General features: G+C 73.0%; 20 protein-coding genes. 13 read left to right on the forward strand and 7 right to left on the reverse strand.

Annotation, left to right across the window (positions count from 1 at the left end; translation table 11 throughout):
- Positions 1 to 520 precede the first annotated feature (520 nt).
- The 3 genes from AN215_RS00425 to AN215_RS00435 all read right to left on the reverse strand — a co-directional run bounded on the left by AN215_RS00425 (position 521) and on the right by AN215_RS00435 (position 3423).
- Complete coding sequence (locus tag AN215_RS00425) at positions 521 to 1525, reverse strand: DMT family transporter (protein WP_070008697.1); 1005 nt, start codon at positions 1523 to 1525, stop codon at positions 521 to 523.
- A 169-nt stretch (positions 1526 to 1694) separates the two neighbouring features.
- Positions 1695 to 2585: an undecaprenyl-diphosphate phosphatase gene (locus tag AN215_RS00430; RefSeq protein ID WP_070008698.1), complete on the reverse strand. Its 891-nt coding sequence runs from the start codon at positions 2583 to 2585 to the stop codon at positions 1695 to 1697.
- Between the two features lie 79 nt (positions 2586 to 2664).
- Positions 2665 to 3423 carry a TVP38/TMEM64 family protein gene (locus tag AN215_RS00435; protein WP_070008699.1) on the reverse strand — a complete coding sequence of 253 codons (759 nt, stop codon included), beginning with the start codon at positions 3421 to 3423 and terminating at the stop codon, positions 2665 to 2667.
- A gap of 503 nt (positions 3424 to 3926) precedes the next feature.
- Between AN215_RS00435 and tuf the strand changes: the two genes are divergently transcribed.
- The 4 genes from tuf (at position 3927) to AN215_RS00455 (ending at position 7631) form a co-directional block, all read left to right on the forward strand.
- A complete protein-coding gene (gene tuf, locus AN215_RS00440) occupies positions 3927 to 5102 on the forward strand; it encodes an elongation factor Tu (protein ID WP_070008700.1) in 1176 nt (391 codons plus the stop codon).
- A gap of 123 nt (positions 5103 to 5225) precedes the next feature.
- Positions 5226 to 6074 (forward strand): spermidine synthase, encoded by an 849-nt coding sequence (locus AN215_RS00445; protein WP_070008701.1) that lies wholly within the window; start codon positions 5226 to 5228, stop codon positions 6072 to 6074.
- Positions 6075 to 6162: 88 nt separating this feature from the next.
- Positions 6163 to 6618, forward strand: a complete 456-nt coding sequence (locus AN215_RS00450) for a DUF4442 domain-containing protein (protein ID WP_070008702.1) — start codon at positions 6163 to 6165, stop codon at positions 6616 to 6618.
- Positions 6619 to 6851: 233 nt separating this feature from the next.
- Complete coding sequence (locus tag AN215_RS00455) at positions 6852 to 7631, forward strand: DedA family protein (RefSeq protein ID WP_079122559.1); 780 nt, start codon at positions 6852 to 6854, stop codon at positions 7629 to 7631.
- Positions 7632 to 7668: 37 nt separating this feature from the next.
- On the opposite strand, the gene AN215_RS00460 is transcribed toward AN215_RS00455, so the two are convergent.
- Entirely contained in the window at positions 7669 to 8211 is a 543-nt protein-coding gene (locus AN215_RS00460; protein ID WP_070008703.1) for a gamma carbonic anhydrase family protein, read from the reverse strand.
- 136 nt (positions 8212 to 8347) lie between these two features.
- Here AN215_RS00460 and AN215_RS00465 point away from each other — a divergent pair, with 136 nt between their 5' ends.
- The gene (locus AN215_RS00465; RefSeq protein WP_245694121.1) at positions 8348 to 9151 is read left to right on the forward strand and encodes an acyltransferase; all 804 of its coding nucleotides are present in this window, start codon (positions 8348 to 8350) and stop codon (positions 9149 to 9151) included.
- Between the two features lie 90 nt (positions 9152 to 9241).
- On the opposite strand, the gene AN215_RS00470 is transcribed toward AN215_RS00465, so the two are convergent.
- Complete coding sequence (locus AN215_RS00470; RefSeq protein ID WP_070008704.1) at positions 9242 to 10111, reverse strand: DMT family transporter; 870 nt, start codon at positions 10109 to 10111, stop codon at positions 9242 to 9244.
- Between the two features lie 102 nt (positions 10112 to 10213).
- Here AN215_RS00470 and AN215_RS00475 point away from each other — a divergent pair, with 102 nt between their 5' ends.
- A complete protein-coding gene (locus AN215_RS00475) occupies positions 10214 to 10786 on the forward strand; it encodes a helix-turn-helix domain-containing protein (RefSeq protein WP_070008705.1) in 573 nt (190 codons plus the stop codon).
- Between the two features lie 42 nt (positions 10787 to 10828).
- Positions 10829 to 11380, forward strand: coding sequence for a YbaK/EbsC family protein (locus tag AN215_RS00480; protein ID WP_070008777.1), 552 nt, complete (start codon positions 10829 to 10831; stop codon positions 11378 to 11380).
- Between the two features lie 63 nt (positions 11381 to 11443).
- Here AN215_RS00480 and AN215_RS00485 read toward each other — a convergent pair whose 3' ends face one another.
- The gene (locus AN215_RS00485) at positions 11444 to 11935 is read right to left on the reverse strand and encodes a GNAT family N-acetyltransferase (protein WP_070008706.1); all 492 of its coding nucleotides are present in this window, start codon (positions 11933 to 11935) and stop codon (positions 11444 to 11446) included.
- 34 nt (positions 11936 to 11969) lie between these two features.
- Positions 11970 to 12377, reverse strand: coding sequence for a CoA-binding protein (locus AN215_RS00490; protein WP_070008707.1), 408 nt, complete (start codon positions 12375 to 12377; stop codon positions 11970 to 11972).
- Positions 12378 to 12452: 75 nt separating this feature from the next.
- Here AN215_RS00490 and AN215_RS00495 point away from each other — a divergent pair, with 75 nt between their 5' ends.
- The 6 genes from AN215_RS00495 to AN215_RS00520 all read left to right on the forward strand — a co-directional run bounded on the left by AN215_RS00495 (position 12453) and on the right by AN215_RS00520 (position 21337).
- Entirely contained in the window at positions 12453 to 13079 is a 627-nt protein-coding gene (locus tag AN215_RS00495) for a YigZ family protein (RefSeq protein ID WP_070008708.1), read from the forward strand.
- Between the two features lie 187 nt (positions 13080 to 13266).
- A complete protein-coding gene (locus tag AN215_RS00500) occupies positions 13267 to 14799 on the forward strand; it encodes an MFS transporter (protein ID WP_070008709.1) in 1533 nt (510 codons plus the stop codon).
- Between the two features lie 164 nt (positions 14800 to 14963).
- On the forward strand, positions 14964 to 15773 hold the full coding sequence (locus AN215_RS00505) for an SDR family NAD(P)-dependent oxidoreductase (RefSeq protein WP_070008710.1): 810 nt from the start codon (positions 14964 to 14966) through the stop codon (positions 15771 to 15773).
- A 337-nt stretch (positions 15774 to 16110) separates the two neighbouring features.
- Positions 16111 to 17298 carry an exonuclease SbcCD subunit D gene (locus AN215_RS00510; RefSeq protein WP_070008711.1) on the forward strand — a complete coding sequence of 396 codons (1188 nt, stop codon included), beginning with the start codon at positions 16111 to 16113 and terminating at the stop codon, positions 17296 to 17298.
- The gene (locus tag AN215_RS00515; RefSeq protein WP_070031079.1) at positions 17295 to 20438 is read left to right on the forward strand and encodes an AAA family ATPase; all 3144 of its coding nucleotides are present in this window, start codon (positions 17295 to 17297) and stop codon (positions 20436 to 20438) included. Before AN215_RS00510 ends, AN215_RS00515 begins: the two co-directional genes overlap by 4 nt.
- 71 nt (positions 20439 to 20509) lie before the next feature.
- Entirely contained in the window at positions 20510 to 21337 is an 828-nt protein-coding gene (locus AN215_RS00520) for an SDR family oxidoreductase (RefSeq protein ID WP_070008778.1), read from the forward strand.

Consider the following 21337-nt stretch of genomic DNA (forward strand, 5'->3'; position numbering starts at 1 on the left):
GGGCGGGGGTGCGCAGCGGGTCCGGGGCCCTGCCGGGGGCGGGGTGAGGGCGGGAAGAATGCCTGGTGGGAACGGGAATCGGGGTGCCCTGCACAGGGCGCCTTACCGACGCACCGTCAGCTTCGGATGCGCATACCGAAGAGTTGCCGTTCTGTCACTTTCGTGACGACTTGGTGCCCGTCGGCCGCGACATGATTCGGCCGTACCGCGGTTCGACATTGGCTGGATCTGATCGCTCCTTACCGGCCGGTCACCCTCACTATGTATAGCTGCGTGTCCGGCGTGAATACGCAAGGAACTTGCGAATGCTGCGCGTAACCGCCTTTGCGGAAATGCGCTTTAATTTCCCTCATTCGGCGACCAATTGCCTGTGAATGAATGAAGGGGCATCATCCGCTGAAACGCGACATTCGGCACGCCCTCTGTGTGTTCAGTCACCGCGAGCTGCGGAAATGAACGCGATGTGAAGATCCTGTGTCCGTGCCGTTGCCCGCCGCCGGAAGAGACCGCTCTCACTGCGTCACCGCCGCGAGGCGGGTTCCCGCGTGTGCTGCCGTACGGGAGGCATCCGCAGGACCGCCTGATGCAGCGCCCCCGACAGCCGCCCGGGAGCCCGGATCACCACGGGCCCCGGGCCCTTGGCCGGAATCCGCCGGGCCCCGGCCGGCTGTGGACGGTCACGGTCACCGGTGCTGTCGGCGGCGAGAACGAAGAGCCCCCACGCGGTGACGGCCCCGGCGAGGAGCGCGCCCACGGCGCCGGGAGTCCCGTAGCGGAAGCTCTCGCCGAGCATCACGATGCCGACGGCGGCAGCGAAGGCCGGGTTGACCACGGTCGTCGTCGCCAGCGGTGCGGCCAGCCCGCCACCGCGGTACGAGGACTGGGAGGCCGCCAGTCCGGCCGCGGCGAGAACGCCGATGAGCAGCAGCACGGGGGCGGTTGCCAGAAGCGCGGAGGGGGAGAGCGAGGTGTCCCAGATGTCGGCGACGGTCTTCGTGAACACGGACGCCGCCCCGTAGGCCACACCGGCCGCCGCCGCCGTCGACACGGACCGCAGCATCCGGACGCGCCGTCCCGCCGTCGTGGCGGTCAGCAGCAGCAGTGCCAGCGCACAGGCCACCGTCCCCGCCAGCGCGAGCTGTCCGGTCCCGCCGAGAGCATGGGCGGGCGTCGACCCGGTGAGCACGAGGAGTGCGGCAAGCCCGCCCGAGACGATGACGATGCCGTGCCAAGCGGCCGCGCTCACCGGCCGGTTGACCAGAACGGCGGCCAGCGGCGCCGCCAGTACGAGGGTGAGGACGCCGAGCGGCTGCACCACGGTCAGGGGTCCCAGCCCCAGCGCGCCCACGTGGAGAACCGCGCCCGTGCTGTTCAGTGCGACCGCTCCCCACCAGCGGGGCGACCGGAGCAGCCCGTACCGGCTGGGCGCCGTCGTCGCGGCGAGGCGTTCCTGGACGATGGCCGCGGTCGCGTAGCACACGGCCGACACCAGGGACAGCAGCACCGCTGCCATGAGGGCGTTCACGGACGATCCAGGCGGACCAGGCGGAATTGCCACATCCGGTTCATGTCGTCAACGATGCCTCGTGAACCGTGATGTGTCCTCGTCCGGCGGGTGAGTCCTGCCGTACGGCGGCAGGACTACACGCGCGGACGGCTGTGCGCCGCAGGTCTGACGCCGCGTCGCCTCACGATCAGCCGGACGAGACGCCGCCGTCCGACGAGGCGCCTTCGGTCGGGCTGAGAACGCCCGTCGCCACCAGCACGAACAGCAGGATCCCCAGCAGTACGCGGTAGATGACGAACGGCATGAAGCTGCGGGTGGAGATCCAGCGCATGAACCAGGCGATCACCGCGTAGGCCACGAAGAAGGCGAGAACCGTCGCGAAGATGGTCGGCCCCCAGGACACGTGCCCTTCGCCGATCTCCGTGAGCTCCAGCGCGCCGGAGGCCATCACGGCCGGGATGGCGAGCAGGAAGGAGTAACGGGCGGCGGCCTCGCGGGTGTAGCCCATGAAGAGACCGCCGCTGATGGTGGCGCCCGACCGGGATACGCCGGGAACCAGCGCCAGCGCCTGTGCGCACCCGTACAGCAGGCCGTCCTTGACGGTCAGTTGCTCGAGAGTCTTGCGCGGGCGCACCGTGCGGTGCTTCCCGGCGCGGGCGTCCCGGGCGGCCAGCCTGTCGGCGATGCCGAGGATGATGCCCAGGACGATGAGCGTTGTCGCGATGAGCCGCAGATCCCGGAACGGGCCCTCGATCTGGTCCTTGAAGGCGAGTCCGAGCACGCCGATGGGGATCGAGCCGATGATCACCAGCCAGCCCAGTTGCGCGTCGTGGTCGCGGCGCATGTCGCGCTGGACGAGGGACCGGCTCCAGGCGGAGATGATCCGCCCGATGTCCTTGCGGAAGTAGATGATGACCGCCGTCTCCGTGCCGATCTGTGTGACGGCGGTGAAGGCGGCGCCCGGGTCCTGCCATCCCGCGAAGGCCGCGGTGAGCCGCAGATGGGCGCTCGAGGAGATCGGGAGGAACTCGGTCAGTCCCTGGACGAGCCCGAGAATGAACGATTCGAACCAAGACATCTGCGCTGACCCGTCCTCGCCACGGCAATGATCACGCGGGGAAGACTACAGCCATTCGGATGACGGTCGTGACGGGCCCTCAAGGAGCGGAGCCGGCCTGGCCGCAGGGCCCGTCGTCCGCGGTACGGGCCGGTGCGGCACTGCGCAGCAGGGCGCGCTTGCGCCAGGCCAGCACGGCACCGCCGAGGCCGGAGAGCGCGATGAAGCCGAAGGCGGCGAGGAAGACGGGAGACGTGGGTGCTGCGGCGTGACTGCCGGCGATCACGTACGCGGCCGTGTTGGGCACCACGCCCAGGGCCGTCGCCGTGAGAAAGGCCGTCCAGCCCATACGGGAGACGGCGGCACCGTAGTTGGAGGCCGCGAAGGGGACGCCGGGAAGCAGCCGGATGACCAGCATCGACCGGAAGCCGTGACGGCTCAGCTGGCGGTCGGCGGCGCTCAGCCAGCGTGCCCGCAGCAGCGGACGGAGCGCGTCCTGGCCCAGGATTCTGCCGAGCCCGAACGCGAGCCCGGAACCGATGACCGTACCGACGACGGCCGAGACCGTGCCGGCCTGGCTGCCGAAAAGCGCGCCGGCGGCGACGTTGAGGACCGGACGCGGCACGAAGGCCGCCGTGCACAGTCCGTAGGCAACGGTGAACAGGACGCCGGCGAGGCCGCCCGAGAGTTGTGCGGGCAGCCCGTTGGTGACGAACCGCTGAGGCTCGTACACCAGCATCGATATCCCCGCGGCGGACAGCAGCACCAGAAGCACCGCGAGCCGGCACCTCGGGGAGAGCAGCGTCTGCGCCAGCCGGCTGGGGAGGCCTTCTGACTGCTGCGTTGAGGGGACGGACACGCGGCGAGCGTAACCGACGGATGTGAGGCCCCGCCGGGCGAGAAGGCCATCGGTCCTCCGCGGAACGGTCACATACGGGCGGTGGTGACTCGGGTCAGCCGACTCCCCGGACCCCTTCTCAGCGGCGGCTTCGCCGTCCGGGCGGACCGCGCCCGCATGCCGCCCGTCGTGTGAGAAAAATCAGTCGACGTACGGCCGTTGGGACGTCAGCATCAAGGTCATGTTCAGGCAGCCCCTCCTCATCGCACGGCCCGCGGCAGCGGGCGTGCCGGGGGCTGCCGTTCCGCCGTTCTCCTCCTTCGCCCCGGTCACAGCGCCGGCCGGCCTCGTCACAGCCGCAGCCGCCGCAGCCGCATGCGCTGCCCCGGCTGCCGCCGCCGACGGCGCCCGAGGCTGACCCTTCCCGGATCGCACCGAGGACCCCGCAGGGGAAGGGTCGGCCGGTCCGGGGGGTCCCGTTCCCGCAGCGCTGGTTCCTGGCGCGAAGCAGACGAGGAAGAGACATGGCCAAGCAGGCCTACGTGCGCACCAAGCCGCACCTCAACATCGGCACCATGGGGCACGTCGACCACGGCAAGACGACCCTCACGGCCGCCATCACCAAGGTCCTCAGCGACCGGGGCACCGGAGCGTTCGTCCCGTTCGACCGCATCGACAGGGCGCCCGAGGAGGCGGCCCGCGGGATCACCATCACGATCGCGCACGTCGAGTACGAGACCGGAACGAGGCACTACGCGCACATCGACATGCCGGGCCACGCGGACTTCATCAAGAACATGGTGACCGGCGCGGCCCAGGTGGACGGCGCGATCCTCGTGGTCTCCGCCGTGGACGGAGTGATGCCGCAGACCGCCGAGCACGTGCTGCTGGCGCGGCAGGTCGGGGTCGAGCACGTCGTCGTCGCCCTGAACAAGGCGGACGCCGGCGAGGAGGAGCTGACCGAACTGGTGGAGCTGGAGGTCCGCGAACTGCTGACCGCCCACGGCTACCCCGGCGACACCCTCCCCGTCGTCCGGGTCTCCGGTCTGCGCGCCCTGGAGGGCGACCCCCGCTGGACGGGCGCGATCGAGGCGCTGCTGGACGCCGTGGACACCTGGGTCCCCGTCCCGGAGCGCTATCTCGACGCGCCGTTCCTGCTGCCGGTCGAGAACGTGCTGACGATCACCGGGCGCGGCACCGTCGTCACCGGCGCCGTGGAACGCGGCACGGTGCGCGTCGGCGACAAGGTCGAGGTCCTCGGAGCGGGGACGGAGACGGTCGTGACCGGTGTGGAGACCTTCGGCAAGCCGATGGAGGAGGCGCAGGCGGGAGACAACGTGGCGCTGCTGCTGCGCGGCGTGCCACGGGATGCCGTGCGGCGCGGGCACATCGTCGCCGTGCCGGGCAGCCTCACTCCCAGGCGCCGGTTCACCGCCACCGTCCGGCTGCTCTCCACGCGTGAGGGCGGCCGCCGTACACCGGTGACCAGCGGCTACCGTCCGCAGTTCTACCTGCGTACCGCTGACGTGGCCGGTGAGGTCGCCCTCGGGGAGGACGGCATCGCCCTCCCCGGCGACACCGTGACGCTCGACGTCGGCCTGGACCACGCCGTGCCGCTGGAGACCGGCCTCGGCTTCGCGGTCCGTGAGGGCGGACGCACCGTCGGCGCCGGGACCGTCACGAGAGTCGGCGGAGAGTAGCGCGAGGGCGGCCCCCGGCCCCGGGGGCCGCCCGGGCCTGAGCCCGGGCGTGCGGCGGACCCGTACCGGCGCACGCCCGGGCCGGCGTCCCTGCGGCGGGCCGCACGCCAGCACAATGGGACGGTGAACGAGGAGCCGATACCCGTGACGCGTGCCGTCGAAGGCGGCACCGCCAAGCTGCTGCCCGACATCGACCAGGAGGGCGGCTGGCTGCTCACGGTCGACGGCGCGCCCCAGTCGTACGTCGACCTGGGCGACGCCACGCACCTGGAATTCGAGTACGCCCGTCGCGTCGCCCACGTGCTGGACCTGGCGGCGGAGCCCGGGAAGGCCCTGGACGTGCTGCACCTGGGCGGCGGTGCGCTCACCCTTCCCCGGTACGTGGCGGCCACCCGCCCCGGGTCACGGCAGCGCGTCGCGGACACCGACGCCGCACTGCTCGGCTTCGTCCAGGAGCATCTGCCGCTGCCGCCCGGCGCCGACATCGCCCTGGCGGCCGAGGACGCCCGTGACTTCCTGGACGCGTCACCGGCCGCGTCGGCCGACGTCGTGATCGCCGACGTCTACGACGGCGTGCACGTGCCCCCGCATCTGACGACGGTCTCCTGCGCTCAGGCCGCCGGCCACGTCCTGCGGGAGAGCGGCGTCTGTGTCCTGAACGTCGCCGACGCCGCACCGTTCCGCTTCGCCGCATCCCAGGTCGCCACGTTCCGGACCGTCTTCGAGCACATATGCGTGGTCGCGGAGCCGTCCGTGCTCCGTGGGCGGCGCTTCGGCAACATCGTCGTGGCCGCCTCGCACGAGCCGTTCCCCGCGGACGCCCTGGCGCGCAGGACGGCCTCGGACGCCTTCCCGGCGCGCGTCGTGCACGGCGCGGCGCTGGACCGCCTCACCGAGGGGGCCGTACCGGTCGGGGACGGCGAGGCCGCACCCTCACCGGAGCCGCCCGAGGGTGCCTTCACCATCGGCTGACCGGCGCGGCCGTACGAGCGGGGAGAACTGGGGAGACAGGACGGAGGGCGTTGACCGACCGGAGTTACTGAGTGGTAACCTCCCTGCCATGTCCACAGACTCCCTCCCGTCCATCGGCCGGATGATGGCTGACACGGTCCCGATGGTGCGCACCCTCGGCCTCGAGTTCGGCGAGACCAGCACCGAGCGTGCCGTCGTCTCGATGCCCGACCAGAGCGACTACCACAACCACGTCGGCGGGCCGCACGCCGGAGCGATGTTCACGCTCGCCGAGTCGGCCAGCGGAGCCGTCGTGCTCGCCGCCTTCGGCGACCAGCTCGGGCGGGCGGTGCCGCTGGCCGTCCGTGCCGAGATCGGATACAAGAAGCTCGCCATGGGTGCCGTGACGGCGACGGCAGAGCTCGGCAGGCCCGTGGCGGATGTGCTGGCCGAACTGGACGCGGGGGAGCGGCCGGAGTTTCCGGTGGACGTGAGGATCGCCCGCGAGGACGGCGCGGTCACGGGTGAGATGAGCATCATCTGGACGCTGCGGCCGCACGGTTGAGCCGGTGCGGATGCCGACTGCGATGTCCGGCCCGGGCCGGTGCGACGGACGTCCGCGGCCGGCCGTGCGCTGCGCGGCCCCTCTGACCTGCTGCCGCCTTTCGCGGCGCCGTTCTTCGTTTCCCGGCATCGGTTAGGCTGCCCGCACGCGCGCCCGTGGTCTTCCGGGCGCGTGCGCGGGGTTTGCGGCCGACCGACGCTTCCCGCGCCCATCACCTGCGGGAGGAAGCTCAGTTGCACGACGTCCAGGAGTTGCTCCAGAGCGTGCCGGCCGTGAGTGTCTATCTCCTGGTCGGGGTGGTCATCGGGCTGGAGAGCCTGGGCATTCCCCTCCCGGGTGAGATCGTCCTCGTCAGCTCGGCGCTGCTGGCCTCCCAGCACGGAGAGATCGACCCGCTGATCCTCGGCGCATGCGCCACCACCGGCGCGATCGTCGGTGACTCCATCGGCTACGCGATCGGCCGCAGGGGCGGCAAACCGCTGCTGGCCTGGCTCGGCGGCAAATTCCCCAAGCACTTCGGACCGCATCATGTCGCCACCGCGGAGAGGGCCTTCGAGCGCTGGGGGATGTGGGCGGTCTTCTTCGGCCGTTTCATCGCGCTTCTGCGGATCTTCGCCGGGCCGCTCGCGGGTGTGCTGAGGATGCCCTACTGGAAGTTCCTCATCGCCAACGTGCTGGGCGGCATCGTCTGGGCCGGCGGCACGACGGCGGTCGTCTACTACGTGGGCATCGTGGCCGAGCAGTGGCTCAAGCGCTTCTCCTGGCTGGGCCTCGTGGTGGCCGTGCTCTGCGGACTCGCCTCGATGATCATCGTGCGCCGCCGCGCCCGTAAGACCGAGGCCGAACGGGTGGCCGCCGAGGGTGCGGACGGAGAGGCGGAGGCCGAGGTGGCGGGAGCCGGCGCCGGGCGGGACCCCGCCGGGCGGGACCACGCCGGACAGGACCATGCCGGACAGGACCCCGCCGGGCCGGGCGCGGTCCGTACCGGCGACTCGGTCCGTACCGGCGACTGAGCGGCGCCCGGCCGCGGCTCGGCTCTCGGCAGGCCGCTCAGCCTTCGACGGGCGAGACCTCGTCGCGGTGAGTACGGGCCAGGTGCTGATACATGGCGGCGTTGGCCTTGATGCCCTCGCGCTCCTCGGGCGTCAGCTCCCGCTTGATCTTCGCCGGCACGCCCGCCACCAGCGACCCCGGTGGCACCTGCATGCCCTGCGGCACGAGCGCATGCGCGGCGATCAGCGACCCGGAGCCGATCAGGGCGCCGTTGAGCACGGTGGCGCTCATCCCGACGAGGACGTCGTCCTCCACCGTGCAGCCGTGCAGCACCGCGTTGTGGCCGACCGAGACGCCCGCGCCGATGTGCGTGGGGAAGCCCGGGTCGGCGTGGACGGTGCAGTTGTCCTGGACGTTGGAGCCGTCGCCGAGCGTGATCAGGTCGCAGTCCGCACGCATCACCGCCCCGTACCAGAGGCTGGATCCCGCGCCCATGGTCACCGCTCCCACGACCACGGACGTCGGCGCGGTGTAGGCGTCCTCGTCGAGCTTGGGCTCCCTGCCGCTCACACCCGCGATCACCGCTCGCTTCTCCGTCATCGTCCTGTCTCCGCTCGCTCCCCGGCCGGATCGCCATCGTCACCGGCCCCTTCTTGAACCGTATGCGATGGGTGGGCGGAAGATCACAGGGGCCTGTACGGGCCCGCACTCACCCCTCCGGACTACCGTGACGGGCGTGCCATCCATCCGGAACACCTTCGCCTCGCTCGCGTCCCGCGCGGTGCACGGCATATGGCGCCGGGCGCAGTACGCCGGTGCCATCACCGCCGAGCGCCCGGGGCCGTATGCCTTCCGGCGGATCGGGCCCGGCACCCGGCTCGCCTTCCCGCAGGGCACGGTCTTCGGCACGCCGTGGATCGAACTCGGGGACCACTGCGTCATCGGTCAGGAGGTCACCCTCGCCGCGGGGATGCTGCCGGACCTGGACCTCGGGCCCGGACCGGTTCTCACCCTCGGCAACGGCGTCGTCCTGGGGCGCGGCAGTCACGTCATCGCGGACGTGCAGGGGTCCGTGACCTTCGGCGACGACGTCTACTGCGGTCCGTACGTCTACATCACCTCGACCAACCACTCCTACGACGACCCGCATGAACCCGTCGGCAAGCAGTGGCCGCGCAGTGCCGCCGTCGAGATCGGCGGCGGCAGCTGGCTCGGCGCCGGTGCGGTGATCCTTCCGGGGGCCCGGCTGGGCCGGAACGTGGTCGTCGCAGCCGGTTCGGTCGTACGGGGCGACGTGCCCGGTCATGCGGTGGTGGCCGGTGCTCCGGCGAGGATCGTGCGCCGCTGGGAGGGCGAGCGGGGATGGCAGCCTCCGCTGCGGACCCCGGCGCCGGTGCCGGTGCCGGAGGGTGTGACGCCCCAGCAGCTCCTGGCCGCCTCAGAGCTGGCGGCCGCCGAGCCGGCCGCCTCCGAACTGGCCGCGGGCGAGGGCGAGCAGAGCCGGGGCAGCCCTGCCGCGCCGGGGGGCGGCTCCGCGTAGAGAGAACCGGCCACCCGAGGTGCGCCTGTCCCGGTGCACGGCGGCGGGACGGCCGTGACGTCACGTGTGCGGGCGGTGCCGGGCCCGGCGTCAGGAGGACGCCAGCAGCACCGTGCCGGCGAGCGCCAGACCGGCCCCGGCGGTCTGCACCGCCCGCAGCCGCTCCCGCAGCACTCCCCGCGCCGCGATCGCGGTGACGACGGGATAGAGGGAGGCGAGCACCGCGGCCGTGGTCACCGGGCCGTACGAGGTCGCGAGCATGTACGTGCCGTTGGCGGCGACGTCCGCCAGGCCGACGAAGGCCAGCGCGGGCAGCGCAGCGAGAACGGCGCGGCCGCCCCCTTCGGCGGGCAGCGCCGGAACCCCCCTCCTGACCTGCACGTACAGCGCGGCACCGCCCACGGCCACGTTGCACACGCGCTGCACGAACAGCGCGAGGAAGAGGCCGGCCATGGTGCCGGTGCCGGCGTGCTCGATCAGCGCCATCACCGCGCCGAAGCCCAGCGCGGAGACGAGCGTGAGGGCGATCGTCTTCCGCTGCACCGGGGCGCCGCGCAGCTCCGGACCGCCCGCGAGCACCACACCGGCCACGGCCACGGTGATGCCCGCCGCCTGGATCCAGCCCGGCCGTTCGCCGAGTGCCAGACCGGCCCCGACGGGGACGACCACCGCGAGCGAGGCCAGCGGCGAGACCACGCCCATCGGCCCCTGTGAGAGCGCCTTGTAGAAGGCGAGCATGGCCACGGGCCCGACGATGCCGGCCGCCGCGGCGAACCACAGCTGCCCGCCCCACTCGCTCCAGCCGCCCGTGGCGATCACGACCGCGCCGAGCACCACGGCGGCCAGCGCCTGGGAGACCACGACGACGGTCAGCGCGGACATGCGCCGCGTGAGCAGGCCGCCCCCGAAGTCGGCGAGCCCCCACATCAGGCTGGTGACCAGGGCCAGGGCGGCGGTCATGAAGCACCTCGCAGTACAGTGGCGTGAACAAGGAAGTACAGCTCACCGTAGTTTAGTACGCTGAACTCTGTCATCCAGAATATTGGACGGTGTACGGAGCCCGTGACGGACCTCGACCACCTCACGCAGTCCCTGGCCCGCAACCTGAAGCGCCGGCGCCAGGAGCGCGGCTACACCCTCGACGCCCTCGCCGCCCGGGCAGGCGTGAGCCGCGGGATGCTCATCCAGATCGAGCAGGGCCGCACCAACCCCAGCGTCGGCACGGTCGTCAAGGTCGGCGACGCCCTCGGCGTGAGCATCACCACCCTGCTCGACTACGACCAGGAGCCGCAGGTGCGTCTCGTGCCCGCGGAGCACGCGGTTCGGCTGTGGTCCACCGAGGCGGGCAGCCACAGCACGCTGCTGGCGGGTGCCGAGGCTCCGGGCCCGCTGGAGCTGTGGTCGTGGCGGCTCATGCCGGGCGACGGGAGCCGTTCCGACCCGCACCCGGCGGGCACGACCGAGCTGGTGCACGTACGCGAGGGTCTGCTCACCCTCAGCGTCGAGGGCAAGGACTACGAGGTACCCACGGGAACCTCCGCGTCCTTCGAGGCGAACGTGCCGCACGGCTACCGCAACGAGGGCGGTGAGCCGGTCGAGATGACCATGGCCATCTCGGTGCCCGCACCCCGCTGACCGGCGCCCGTCGGTCCGCGGCCCGCTGCTAGCGTGCGGCGCATGCGCGCACCCATCGGAAACTTCGAGTCGGCAGCACCCGCCGGAGCGGCCGGTCACTTCACCGGCCCGGCGGCGGACGCGGTCCGGGCCTGGAAGGGCGAGGTGCCCGCCGACCAGCTGCTGTACGTCGACACCGATCCGGACAAGGCCGACACGGCCGTCTTCGTGGAGCACTACGGCGAGGACCTGACCGACACCTCGGCCAACTGCGTCGTCGTGGCCGCGAAACGCGGCGGAGAACGCACCCTGGCCGCCTGCGTGGTGCTCTCCACCACGCGCGTCGACGTCAACGGCGCCGTCCGGCGCCGGCTGCAGGCGCGCAAGGCGTCGTTCGCGCCCATGGACACCGCCGTCGAGGAGACGGGCATGGAGTACGGAGGCATCACCCCCATCGGGCTTCCCGAGGGGTGGCCGGTGCTCATCGACGCGGCCGTCACGGAACTGCCCTGGACCCTGATCGGCAGCGGCCGCCGCCGGGGCAAGCTCATCGTCCCCGGCAAGGCGCTGGCCGGACTGCCGGGCGCCGTCGTCCTGGAGGACCTGGGCGTCTGAGCCGGGCGTACGCACCCGGACAGGCCGTGCCGCCCGGGACGCGCAGGGCTCTCGAAGGGGCCGTCACTCCCGCCGCGCCGACAGGTCGATCGAGAGCGGAATCGAATGATCGGCGAACCCCATGGAGCGGTAGAGGTGTTCGGCGTCGCCGCTCGCATGCAGATCGACCCGTGTCACGTCCTGCCCGGCGAACCACGCCAGGAGCGCTTCGGTCGTCGTCCGCGCGTAGCCCCGCCCCCGGTAGCGCTCGTCCGTGCAGACGCTGAAGACGAACCCGAAGCGCCCGGCCGGATGCTTCGGCGCGGGGAGGCGCTCCTCGACCGTGCCCACCGCGCAGGCCGCCAGATGCGGCGGTCCCGGCTCGTCCCCGTCCACGACGAACGCGCCCAGGCGGCCGCTCGCCGTGTCCCGGCGCAGCTCACGGCGGGCGACGGCCTCCGCGTCCCGCTCCCAGGGGCCCGGCTCGTCCCTCCCGTGCATGCCCAGGAACATCAGCCTGCGAAGGCGCACCAGTTCGCGGGCGTCGTCCGGGACGGCCATGCGGGTCCTGATCACGGCCGTGCACCACGGTCAGGCAGTTCAGTGCCGCTCATACCAGCTTCGGGATCTCGATCGCCGGACACCGGTCCATGACCATGTCCAGGCCGGAGGCCCGGGTGCGCTCGTACGCGCTACGGTCGACGACTCCCAGCTGGAACCAGACGGCCTTCGCCCCGACGTCCACGGCATCGTCCGCGACCTGCCCCGCCAGTTCGGAGTTGACGAACACGTCCACGACGTCCACGGGGAAGGGGATGTCCGCGAGCGTCGCGTAGCCCTGCTCGCCGTGGACCGTCTCGCCCTTGGGGTGCACCGGCACCACGCGCTTGCCGAAGCGCTGGAGCACACCCGCGACGCCGTATGCCGCGCGCGACTGGTTCGTCGAGAGGCCGACCACCGCCCACGTGTCGCCCGACTCGGTGAGAATCCTGCGTACCGTCTCCGCGTCTGAGTCCATGACCTCTCCAACGGGCAGGACGGGCCCCGCCATTCCCGCTCCCGGCTGTGCCGGGCGTGAACGTAAGGTGCCGGTATGCAGGAGCAGTACGTCACCGTCGCCGGCGAAGGCGTGCACGAGACCGAGGTCAGCCGCTCCCGGTTCGTGTGCGCACTTGCTCCCGCGGCCACCGAGGAGGACGCGAAGGCGTTCATCGCGCGGGTCCGCGCGGAGCACCCCGGAGCCGGTCACCACTGCTGGGCGTACGTGATCGGCGCTGACGCCGGCTTGCAGAAGTCCGACGACGACGGAGAGCCGGGCGGCACCGCCGGGCTGCCCATGCTGCAGATGCTCACGCGCCGCGGGGTCCGTTGTGCGGTCGCCGTCGTCGCGCGCTACTTCGGCGGTACGAAGCTGGGGGCCGGCGGGCTGATCCGCGCGTACGGCGGCGCCGTCGGCGAGGCACTGGACGCCGTCGGCACCCGTGTGCGGCAGCGGTACCGCCTGGTGACCGTCACCACCGACCACCAGCGTGCAGGCAGGCTGGAGAACGGCCTGCGCTCCGGCGGCCGTTCCGTACGCGAGGTCAGCTACGGCGCCGAGGTGACGATCGAAGTGGGGCTGCCCGAGGCGGAACTAGACGGCTTCCGCGACTGGCTGGCGGACAGCACCGCGGGCACGGCACGCCTCGCGGTCGGTGGCGAGGCATACGGAAGCCCCTGAGCACCGGGTTCCGGCTCGCCCCGGCCTCGCCCGTCGTGGCACCCGCCCGTCCTGACCCTCGCGCCGCGCGTACCGTTCCGTGGGACCGCCCGGGACCTTGATCTTTTGCGGCTACCGGAATCCGGACATAGCGTGACGACTGCGAAGCGTCACCGTCCTGTCAGCCGTGGAGCCGCGAGGTCCGCCGATGCCCCCCAGACCGGCCGGTCCCTCTCCCGGCGGCGACGCCGGTTCCGGCTCCGCCTCCGGCGCGCGCGAGGAGGAGCGCACGTCACACCGGTGGTGGGCGCTCACCGTCATCGCCCTGGCCCAGCTGATGGTGGTCCTGGACGCGACGATCGTGAACATCGCCCTGCCCTCCGCGCAGCGGGACCTCGGGTTCTCCAACGAGGGCCGGCAGTGGGTCATCACCGGGTACACGCTGGCCTTCGGCAGCCTGCTCCTGCTCGGCGGCCGCCTGTCCGACCTGCTCGGGCGCCGCAGGACCTTCGTGACGGGGCTCATCGGCTTCGGCGTCGCCTCCGCCCTCGGCGGCTCCGCGGGCAGCTTCACGGCGCTGATCGGCGCACGTGCGCTGCAGGGCATGTTCGGGTCGCTGCTCGCCCCGTCCGCGCTGTCCCTGCTGACGACCACCTTCACTCAGCCGCGTGAGCGCTCCCGGGCGTTCGGCGTCTTCGGAGCCATCGCGGGCTCCGGTGCGGCCATCGGACTGCTGCTGGGCGGCGTGCTCACCGAGTACCTGACGTGGCGCTGGACGCTGTACGTGAACATCGTGATCGCCGTCGTCGCAGCCCTGTGCGCCATGGCGATCCTGCCGCCGCACCGGTCAACCCACCGTCCCCGGCTGGACCTGGCGGGGACGGCGCTGGTCGGCGGAGGGCTCTTCTGCCTGGTCTTCGGGTTCTCCAGCGCCGACACCGAGAGCTGGGGCGACTGGCGGTGCTGGGCCTCCCTCACCCTCAGTGCCGTGCTGCTCTCCTGCTTCGTCGTCCACGAATCGCGTACGGACAACCCGCTGCTCCCGCTGCGCATCGTGCGCGACCGCAACCGCGCCGCGTCCTTCATCAGCGTCTTCATCGCGGGCGCGGGCATGTTCGGGGTCTTCCTCTTCCTCACCTACTACCTGCAGAGGACGCTCGGCTACTCACCCGTGCGGACCGGCCTGGCCTTCCTGCCGATGGTCGGCGCCCTGATGGCGACGGCCCAGCTCTCGACGAACGTGCTGATTCCCCGCATCGGCCCGAAGCCCGTCGTCCCCGCGGGAATGGGGCTGGCGGCGGCCGGGCTGGTCTGGCTCACCGCACTCAGCCCGCACAGCGGCTACGCGGCGCACGTGCTGCCGCCGCTGCTCGTGATGGGCGTGGGGCTCGGGCTCGTCATGCCGTCCGCCATCAGCCTGGCCACGCTGGGCGTCGTCAAACGGGACCAGGGCGTCGCATCCGCCACCGTCAACACCATGCAGCAGGTCGGGGGTTCGGTCGGTACCGCGCTCTTCAACACGATGGCGGCCCACGCCTTCACCGACTACACACGCACCCACGAGCGCACCCCGGATCTCGTCGAGCGGGCGAACGTCCACAGCTTCGCGGTCGCCTACTGGTGCGCGGCCGGGTTCTTCGCCGCGGGGCTCGTCGCGTCGGCGCTGCTGTACGAGCGGGGGAGGCCGCGGGACCTGGCAGCCGGGCGGACCACCGGCGAGGAGGACGGGCCCGAGGCCTGAGGGACCGGCGGGGACCGTGTGGACATCCGCGCACCCGCCTTTACGCTCTGCCGACCACGCCGCCAGGATGCGGTGCAGGCGCGTACCGGCGGTCCGGCGGCGGACCCGCGCGCACGGCATCCGGCACGCACGGCGGCATCACGTACGAAGGACGGCGAGGCAGCATGGCTCAGCAGACGGCATCCTCCGAGGGCGAGTTCGGCGGCCGGAGTGCCGCCGTGACCGGCGGCGCCTCCGGGATCGGCCTGGCCGTCGCCCGGGAACTGGCCCGGCGGGGCGCGCAGGTGTGCGTCCTGGACGTCGCCGGCGGCGCGCTGCCGGACGGCCTGTGGGGGCTGCCCTGCGACGTGGCCGACCGGGCGTCGGTGAACGCCGCGCTGGAGGCCCTCGGGGAGCGCTTCGGACGTCTCGACGTACTGGTGAACAACGCGGGCGTCGGCGCCCAGGGCACCGTCGAGGACAACGACGACGACGAGTGGCGCAGGGTTCTGGACATCAACGTGACGGGCATCGCCCGGGTCAGCGCCGCCGCCCTGCCGCTGCTGCGCCGCGCGGCCGCCGCGGACGGCGCGGCAGCGGCACCCGGCGGCGCGGCCATCGTCAACACCTGCTCCGTGGCCGCCACCGCGGGACTGCCGCAGCGTGCCCTCTACTCCGCCAGCAAGGGCGCCGTTCTCGCGCTAACGCGCGCCATGGCCGCCGATCACATCCGTGAGGGCATCCGCGTCAACTGCGTCAACCCCGGTACGGCCGACACCCCCTGGATCGGGCGGTTGCTGGATGCCGCACCGGACCCGGCCGCCGAACGAGCCGCCCTGGAAGCCAGGCAGCCGACGGGCCGGCTGGTCTCCGCCGAGGAGGTCGCCGCCGCGGTGTGCTACCTCGCCGGGCCGTCGGCCGGTGCGACGACCGGCACCGAACTGGCCGTCGACGGAGGCATGCAGGGACTTCGGCTGCGGCCCGAGACCCCCTGACCGTCGTTCACGCCGACGGCTGCCATTTCCCGCGCCCCGGCCGGGCGGTCCTCAACTCGCCCCGCGCCAAGCGGGTTTCGGGAAGCCCGGGCGCGCCCGGAGAGGGCCTGCCGGCGGACCACGGGGGCCTGCACCTCGCCTTCCCGTCCCCGCGGACGCGACGACGTGACGTCAGGCCGGCGGCGCCGTAAGGCTGTTGGGAGCGGCCGGGCGACCCTCCGCCGTGGCCACAGCCGGACGTGCCGATTGCCGCGTTGTCAGTGCCGGCTGGTAGACCAGTCGGTGTTCAGGCGACCTGACGACGGAGGAGCGCGCGCGTGCGGGCGGGAGCAGTGCTGTGAGATTGCTGCACACATCGGACTGGCATCTGGGGCGGGGCTTTCACCGCGTCAGCATGCTCGACGCGCAGCGGGAGTTCCTCGGCCATCTGCTCGCCACCGTCGAGGAGGAGCGGGTCGACGCCGTCCTCGTGGCGGGCGACGTCTATGACCGCGCGGTGCCGCCGCTGGCCGCCGTCGCGCTCTTCGACGAGGCGCTGCACGGGCTCGCGCAGCTCGGCGTGCCCACCGTCATGATCTCCGGGAACCACGACTCGGCCCGGCGCCTGGGCGTCGGCTCCGGCCTCATGCGGCACGCCGGCGTCCACCTGCGTACGGACCCGGAAGGCTGCGGCACCCCGGTGCTGCTCTCCGACGAGCACGGAGACGTGGCCTGCTACGGGCTGCCCTACCTGGAACCCGCGCTCGCCTCCGCCGCACTGGGAGCCGAGGGCAGCGGCCACACCGCCGTACTGCGCGCCGCGATGGACCGGGTGCGCGCCGATCTCGCCTCACGCCCGCCCACCACCCGCTCCGTCGTGCTCGCGCACGCCTTCGTGCACGGCGGCGAATCCTCCGACAGCGAGCGGGACATCACCGTCGGCGGAGTCTCCTCCGTGCCCGCCTCCGTCTTCGACGGAGTCCACTACGCGGCACTCGGCCACCTGCACGGCTGTCAGACCATCAGCGAGCGCGTGCGCTACTCGGGTTCGCCCCTCGCCTACTCCTTCTCCGAGGCCGCACACCGCAAGTCGATGTGGCTCGTCGACCTCGACGCGGCGGGGAGCGTCGAGGCACGTCGCGTCGGCTGCCCCGTACCGCGTCCCCTGGCCAGGCTGCGCGGCAGCCTGGAGGAGCTGCTCCACGATCCGGCCCACGCCCCGCACGAAGAGGCGTGGGTCGAGGCCACGCTCACCGACGCGGCACGGCCGCACGCGCCCATGGCCCGCCTGGCGGAGCGCTTCCCGCACACCGTCAGCCTCGTCTTCGACCCCGACCCCGCGCCGGAGACCGGCACGGACGTCTCATACGCACGCCGCTTGAAGGGACGCAGCGACCAGGAGATCGCCGAGGACTTCGTCGGACACGTCCGTACGGGGCGCACCGCCGACGACCGCGAGCGCCGGATGCTCGGCGAAGCCCTCGAGGCCGCGCGCGCCGAGGACGCGTCCGGTGAGGCGCCGGAGCGCGCGGAGGCCCGCGGATGAGGCTGCACACCCTGACGGTCACCGCCTTCGGGCCCTTCGCTGGCACCCAGCAGGTCGACTTCGACGAACTGTCCGCCGCCGGGCTGTTCCTGCTGCACGGGCCGACGGGCGCCGGCAAGACCTCCGTGCTCGACGCCGTGTGCTTCGCCCTCTACGGCACGGTGCCGGGCGTGCGCCAGCAGCCGGGCGGCACCCTGCGCAGCGACCACGCCGCACCGGGCACCCTGACCGAGGTCGTGCTCGACCTCACCGTGGGCGGCCGACGTCTGCAGATCACCCGCCGCCCCGAGCAGACCCGCCCCAAACGCCGCGGCACCGGCAGCACCCGGGAGCGCGCTCAGTCCTGGCTGCGCGAGTACGACGCGGGGAGCGGACAGTGGCGCGGCCTGAGCCGCTCCCACCAGGAGATCGGTGAAGAGGTCGCGCAGTTGACCGGGATGAGCCGAGATCAGTTCTGCCAGGTGGTGCTCCTTCCGCAGGGCGACTTCGCGCGGTTCCTGCGAGCCGGTGCGGAGGACCGCGCCAAGCTCCTCGGCCGGCTCTTCGACACGGGCCGGTTCGCCGCCGCGGAGGAGCAGCTGGCGCGCATGCGCCGCAGCGCGCAGGACGAGGTGCGTGCCGGGGACGAGGCCCTGCTGGGCCTGCTTCACCGAATGCGGCAGGCGCTCGGCGGCGTCGGCGGCCTGGACGCACTGCCGCCGGGCTCCGCGCCGGCGGGCTCGGCGCCGAGAGGCGAGGAGGACGCGTCCGGCGCGTCCGGTCTGCCCGGCCAGCGGGGCGGAAGGAGCAGGCAGGGGCAGCGCACAGCGCGCGAGGCCGCGAACGGCGCCGGCCTGGCACCGGGGGACCCGGGGCTGACCGCCGCCGTGCTGGAGTGGGCCGCTCTGGCCCGTACGAGCGCGCGTGAGCGGCTCGACGCCGACAGCATCGCCACGGCCACCGCCGAGGCAGCCCACACCGAGGCCATGTCCCAGCTGGCCGAGACCCGTGAACTCGCCCGGCGGCAGCGGCAGTACGCGGACGCCGAGCGGTGCGCCCGCGACCTGGAGGCCCGCTCGGCGGAGCGCGAAGAGACACGGCAGCGTCTCGAGCGGGCCCGCGCAGCAGCCGGAGTCGCCCCCGCCGTGGCCCTGCACACCTCGGCATCCTCCGCCCACGAGGAGGCGCTGGCCGGGCAGGCGCGACACCGCCGGCAGCTGCCTCCGGAGCTGGGCGACGCACCGGCGGACGAACTGACACGCCTGGCGGGGGAGTTCCGGCAGGAGCTCGGCTCGCTGGAGGCCGCCCGGCGTTCCGAGCAGCGCCGCCACGACGTCGAGGCCGAACTCGCCGCGCTGGAGCGCGAGTCGCGTACGGACGAGGAGGCCCTGCGCGAGGCGTCGGAGTGGCTGTCCGGCTGGGACGGCGCACGTGAGGCTCACCAGCGGCGCGTCGACGCCGCGCAGGAGGCCGCCACCCGGGCCGAGCAGCTCGCCGGGCGGCTGGAGCCCGCGAAGCTCCGCCTCGCCGCGGCCCGGCGGCGCGACGAGCTGGCACAGCATGCCGAGGACGCCGGCCGGCGGCTGCTGGACGCACGCGAAGGTGCAGCCGCCGCCCACGAGGAGTGGCTGCGGCTGAAGGACCTGAGGCTGCGCGGCATCGCCGCCGAACTCGCCGCGGAACTGCGGGAGGGCGAGCCCTGCACCGTATGCGGGGCCACCGCGCACCCCCGACCCGCTCGCGCCGGAGCCGGAGCAGTCGACCAGGCCGCCGAGGACGGCGCGCTGGCCGCGTACCGCGCCGCCGAGGCGGCACGCGAGGAGGCGGACACCGCCTCGCACCGGGTACGGGAGGCGCTGGCGGCGGCCCGCGCCGAGTCGCAGGGGGAAGAGACCGGTGAACTGGCCGCCGCGGTGGCCGAGTTGGACAGGAATCACGGACTGGCACACAGTGCGGCGGCCGACGCGCACGCCGCGCGCGAGGCCCTGGCCCGCGCAGAGCGGGAGCACTCGGAGCGCCTTGCCCAGATGCGCGAAGCCGAGCGCCGCACAGCGGCACGTACGTCGCACCGTGAGGCCCTCCAGCGTGAACTGGCCACGCTGAGCGCCGAGTTGGCGCATGCCCGGGGCGACGCGCCGAGCGTCACCGAACGGGCCGCCACCCTGCGGCGCCGCACCGCCGCGCTCACCGAGGCGGCGGAAGCGGCCCGCAGGACACAGGAGACCGGCCGGCGAGTCGAGGAGGCCGGCACCCAGCTCGCCGCCGCGGCCGCCCGTGCCGGGTTCGGGAGCCCGGCCGACGCGGCGTCGGCCGTCCTCGGCGACGAGGAACAGCGCGTGCTGGAGACGCGGCTGGAGGAGTGGCGTGCCACCGAGGCCACCGTCGGGGCGGAGCTGAACGACCCGGTGCTCATCGCCGCGGCCGCACTGCCGCCCGCGGACGCCGACGCCGCACAGAGCGCCACGGACGAGGCCACCCGGCGGCTGCGTGCGTCCTCCGCCGCGGAGGACGCCTCCCGTACCCGCTGCTCCGAGCTCGACACCCTCAGCGGGCAGGCGGCGGCCGGTGCACGCGAGCTCGCTCCGTTGCGCGAAGCTCACGAACACGTCGCGCGCCTCGCGGGTCTTGCCGCCGGCACCTCGGCCGAGAACGAACGCCGGATGCGGCTGGAGTCCTATGTGCTCGCCGCACGCCTGGAGCAGGTCGCCGCGGCCGCCAGCGAACGCCTCGCGCGGATGTCCGCCGGCCGCTACACCCTCGTGCACTCCGACGCCCTCGCCGGCGGCCGGGCACGCTCGGGGCTGGGCCTGCACGTCATCGACGCATGGACGGGAGCCGAGCGCGACACCGCGACGCTCTCCGGCGGCGAGACGTTCTCGGCGTCGCTCGCGCTGGCCCTGGGTCTCGCCGACGTCGTGACCGACGAGGCGGGCGGCACAAGGCTGGAGACGCTCTTCATCGACGAGGGCTTCGGGAGTCTCGACGAGCAGACCCTCGACGAGATCCTCGACGTCCTAGACTCCCTGCGGGAGCGGGACCGTTGCGTCGGCATCGTCAGCCACGTCGCCGACCTGCGGCAGCGCATCCCCGTCCAGCTGGAGGTCACCAAGTCCCGGCAGGGTTCCGCGCTGCGGCACCGGTCGTCACCTGCCGACGCCTGACCGGGTGCCGCACAGCCCGGAGCCGGGAAAACCACGTGACGCAGCCGGCGCCGCATATCAGGCTGTCCGCCATGCCTGCTCACTCAGCACCCCGCCGCGACCCGCTGCCGCTGGCCGGCCGCACCGCCCTCGTCACCGGAGCCAGCCGCCGTGCCGGCATCGGCCACGCCGTCGCACGCCGGCTCGCCGCCTACGGCGCGAGCGTCTACACGCACCACCACCTCCCGCACGACTCCGCCCAGCCCTGGGGCAGCGACCCGGAGGGCCCCGATGCGCTGGCCGACGCCGTGCGCGAGTGCGCCGTGCCAGGTGCGACCGTCGCGCACGGGCCCGGCGACCTGACCGCGCCCGGAGCACCGTCGCGCCTTGTCGGCGAGGCGGCGGAGGCACTCGGCGGGAACGGGCTCGACATCCTCGTCGCCAACCACGCCCTGAGCGGCAACGACGGCCCCCTCGACTCCGTCGACGCCGGGATGCTCGACGCCCACTGGGCGGTGAACACCCGCTCGGTGATCCTTCTTGTCCAGGCGTTCGCACGCCTCCCGCGCCCCGGTGAAGCGCCCCCGGGCCACGTCGTGGTGATGACGTCCGGCCAGGACGTACGAGGCGGCATGCCGGAGGAGATCTGCTACAGCCTGGCCAAGGGAGCCCTCGCCTCGTCCGTACGTACGCTCGCGACGGCGCTGGCACCCCGCATCACCGTGAACGCGGTCAACCCGGGGCCCGTCGACACCGGTTATCTGCAGGGCGAGGCACATGCCGCCGTCGCCGCGCTCTTCCCGGACGGACGCTGGGCCACGCCCGACGACCCCGCGCGCCTCGTCTCCTGGCTCACGACGGACGAGGCGGCATGGATCACCGGCGAGGTCATCAACTCCGAGAACGGCTTCGCCCGTTGA

It is taken from the genome of Streptomyces abyssalis (assembly GCF_001751365.1).
Classification (GTDB): domain Bacteria; phylum Actinomycetota; class Actinomycetes; order Streptomycetales; family Streptomycetaceae; genus Streptomyces; species Streptomyces abyssalis.

What these genes read in the sequence shown, in the direction of transcription:
- AN215_RS00430 (WP_070008698.1), bottom strand. Translation starts at nt 2,585, where the DNA reads ATGTCTTGGTTCGAATCGTTCATTCTCGGGCTCGTCCAGGGACTGACC.
- tuf (WP_070008700.1), top strand. Translation starts at nt 3,927, where the DNA reads ATGGCCAAGCAGGCCTACGTGCGCACCAAGCCGCACCTCAACATCGGC.
- AN215_RS00450 (WP_070008702.1), top strand. Translation starts at nt 6,163, where the DNA reads ATGTCCACAGACTCCCTCCCGTCCATCGGCCGGATGATGGCTGACACG.
- AN215_RS00460 (WP_070008703.1), bottom strand. Translation starts at nt 8,211, where the DNA reads ATGACGGAGAAGCGAGCGGTGATCGCGGGTGTGAGCGGCAGGGAGCCC.
- AN215_RS00470 (WP_070008704.1), bottom strand. Translation starts at nt 10,111, where the DNA reads ATGACCGCCGCCCTGGCCCTGGTCACCAGCCTGATGTGGGGGCTCGCC.
- AN215_RS00480 (WP_070008777.1), top strand. Translation starts at nt 10,829, where the DNA reads ATGCGCGCACCCATCGGAAACTTCGAGTCGGCAGCACCCGCCGGAGCG.
- AN215_RS00490 (WP_070008707.1), bottom strand. Translation starts at nt 12,377, where the DNA reads ATGGACTCAGACGCGGAGACGGTACGCAGGATTCTCACCGAGTCGGGC.
- AN215_RS00495 (WP_070008708.1), top strand. Translation starts at nt 12,453, where the DNA reads ATGCAGGAGCAGTACGTCACCGTCGCCGGCGAAGGCGTGCACGAGACC.
- AN215_RS00500 (WP_070008709.1), top strand. Translation starts at nt 13,267, where the DNA reads ATGCCCCCCAGACCGGCCGGTCCCTCTCCCGGCGGCGACGCCGGTTCC.
- AN215_RS00505 (WP_070008710.1), top strand. Translation starts at nt 14,964, where the DNA reads ATGGCTCAGCAGACGGCATCCTCCGAGGGCGAGTTCGGCGGCCGGAGT.
- AN215_RS00515 (WP_070031079.1), top strand. Translation starts at nt 17,295, where the DNA reads ATGAGGCTGCACACCCTGACGGTCACCGCCTTCGGGCCCTTCGCTGGC.
- AN215_RS00520 (WP_070008778.1), top strand. Translation starts at nt 20,510, where the DNA reads ATGCCTGCTCACTCAGCACCCCGCCGCGACCCGCTGCCGCTGGCCGGC.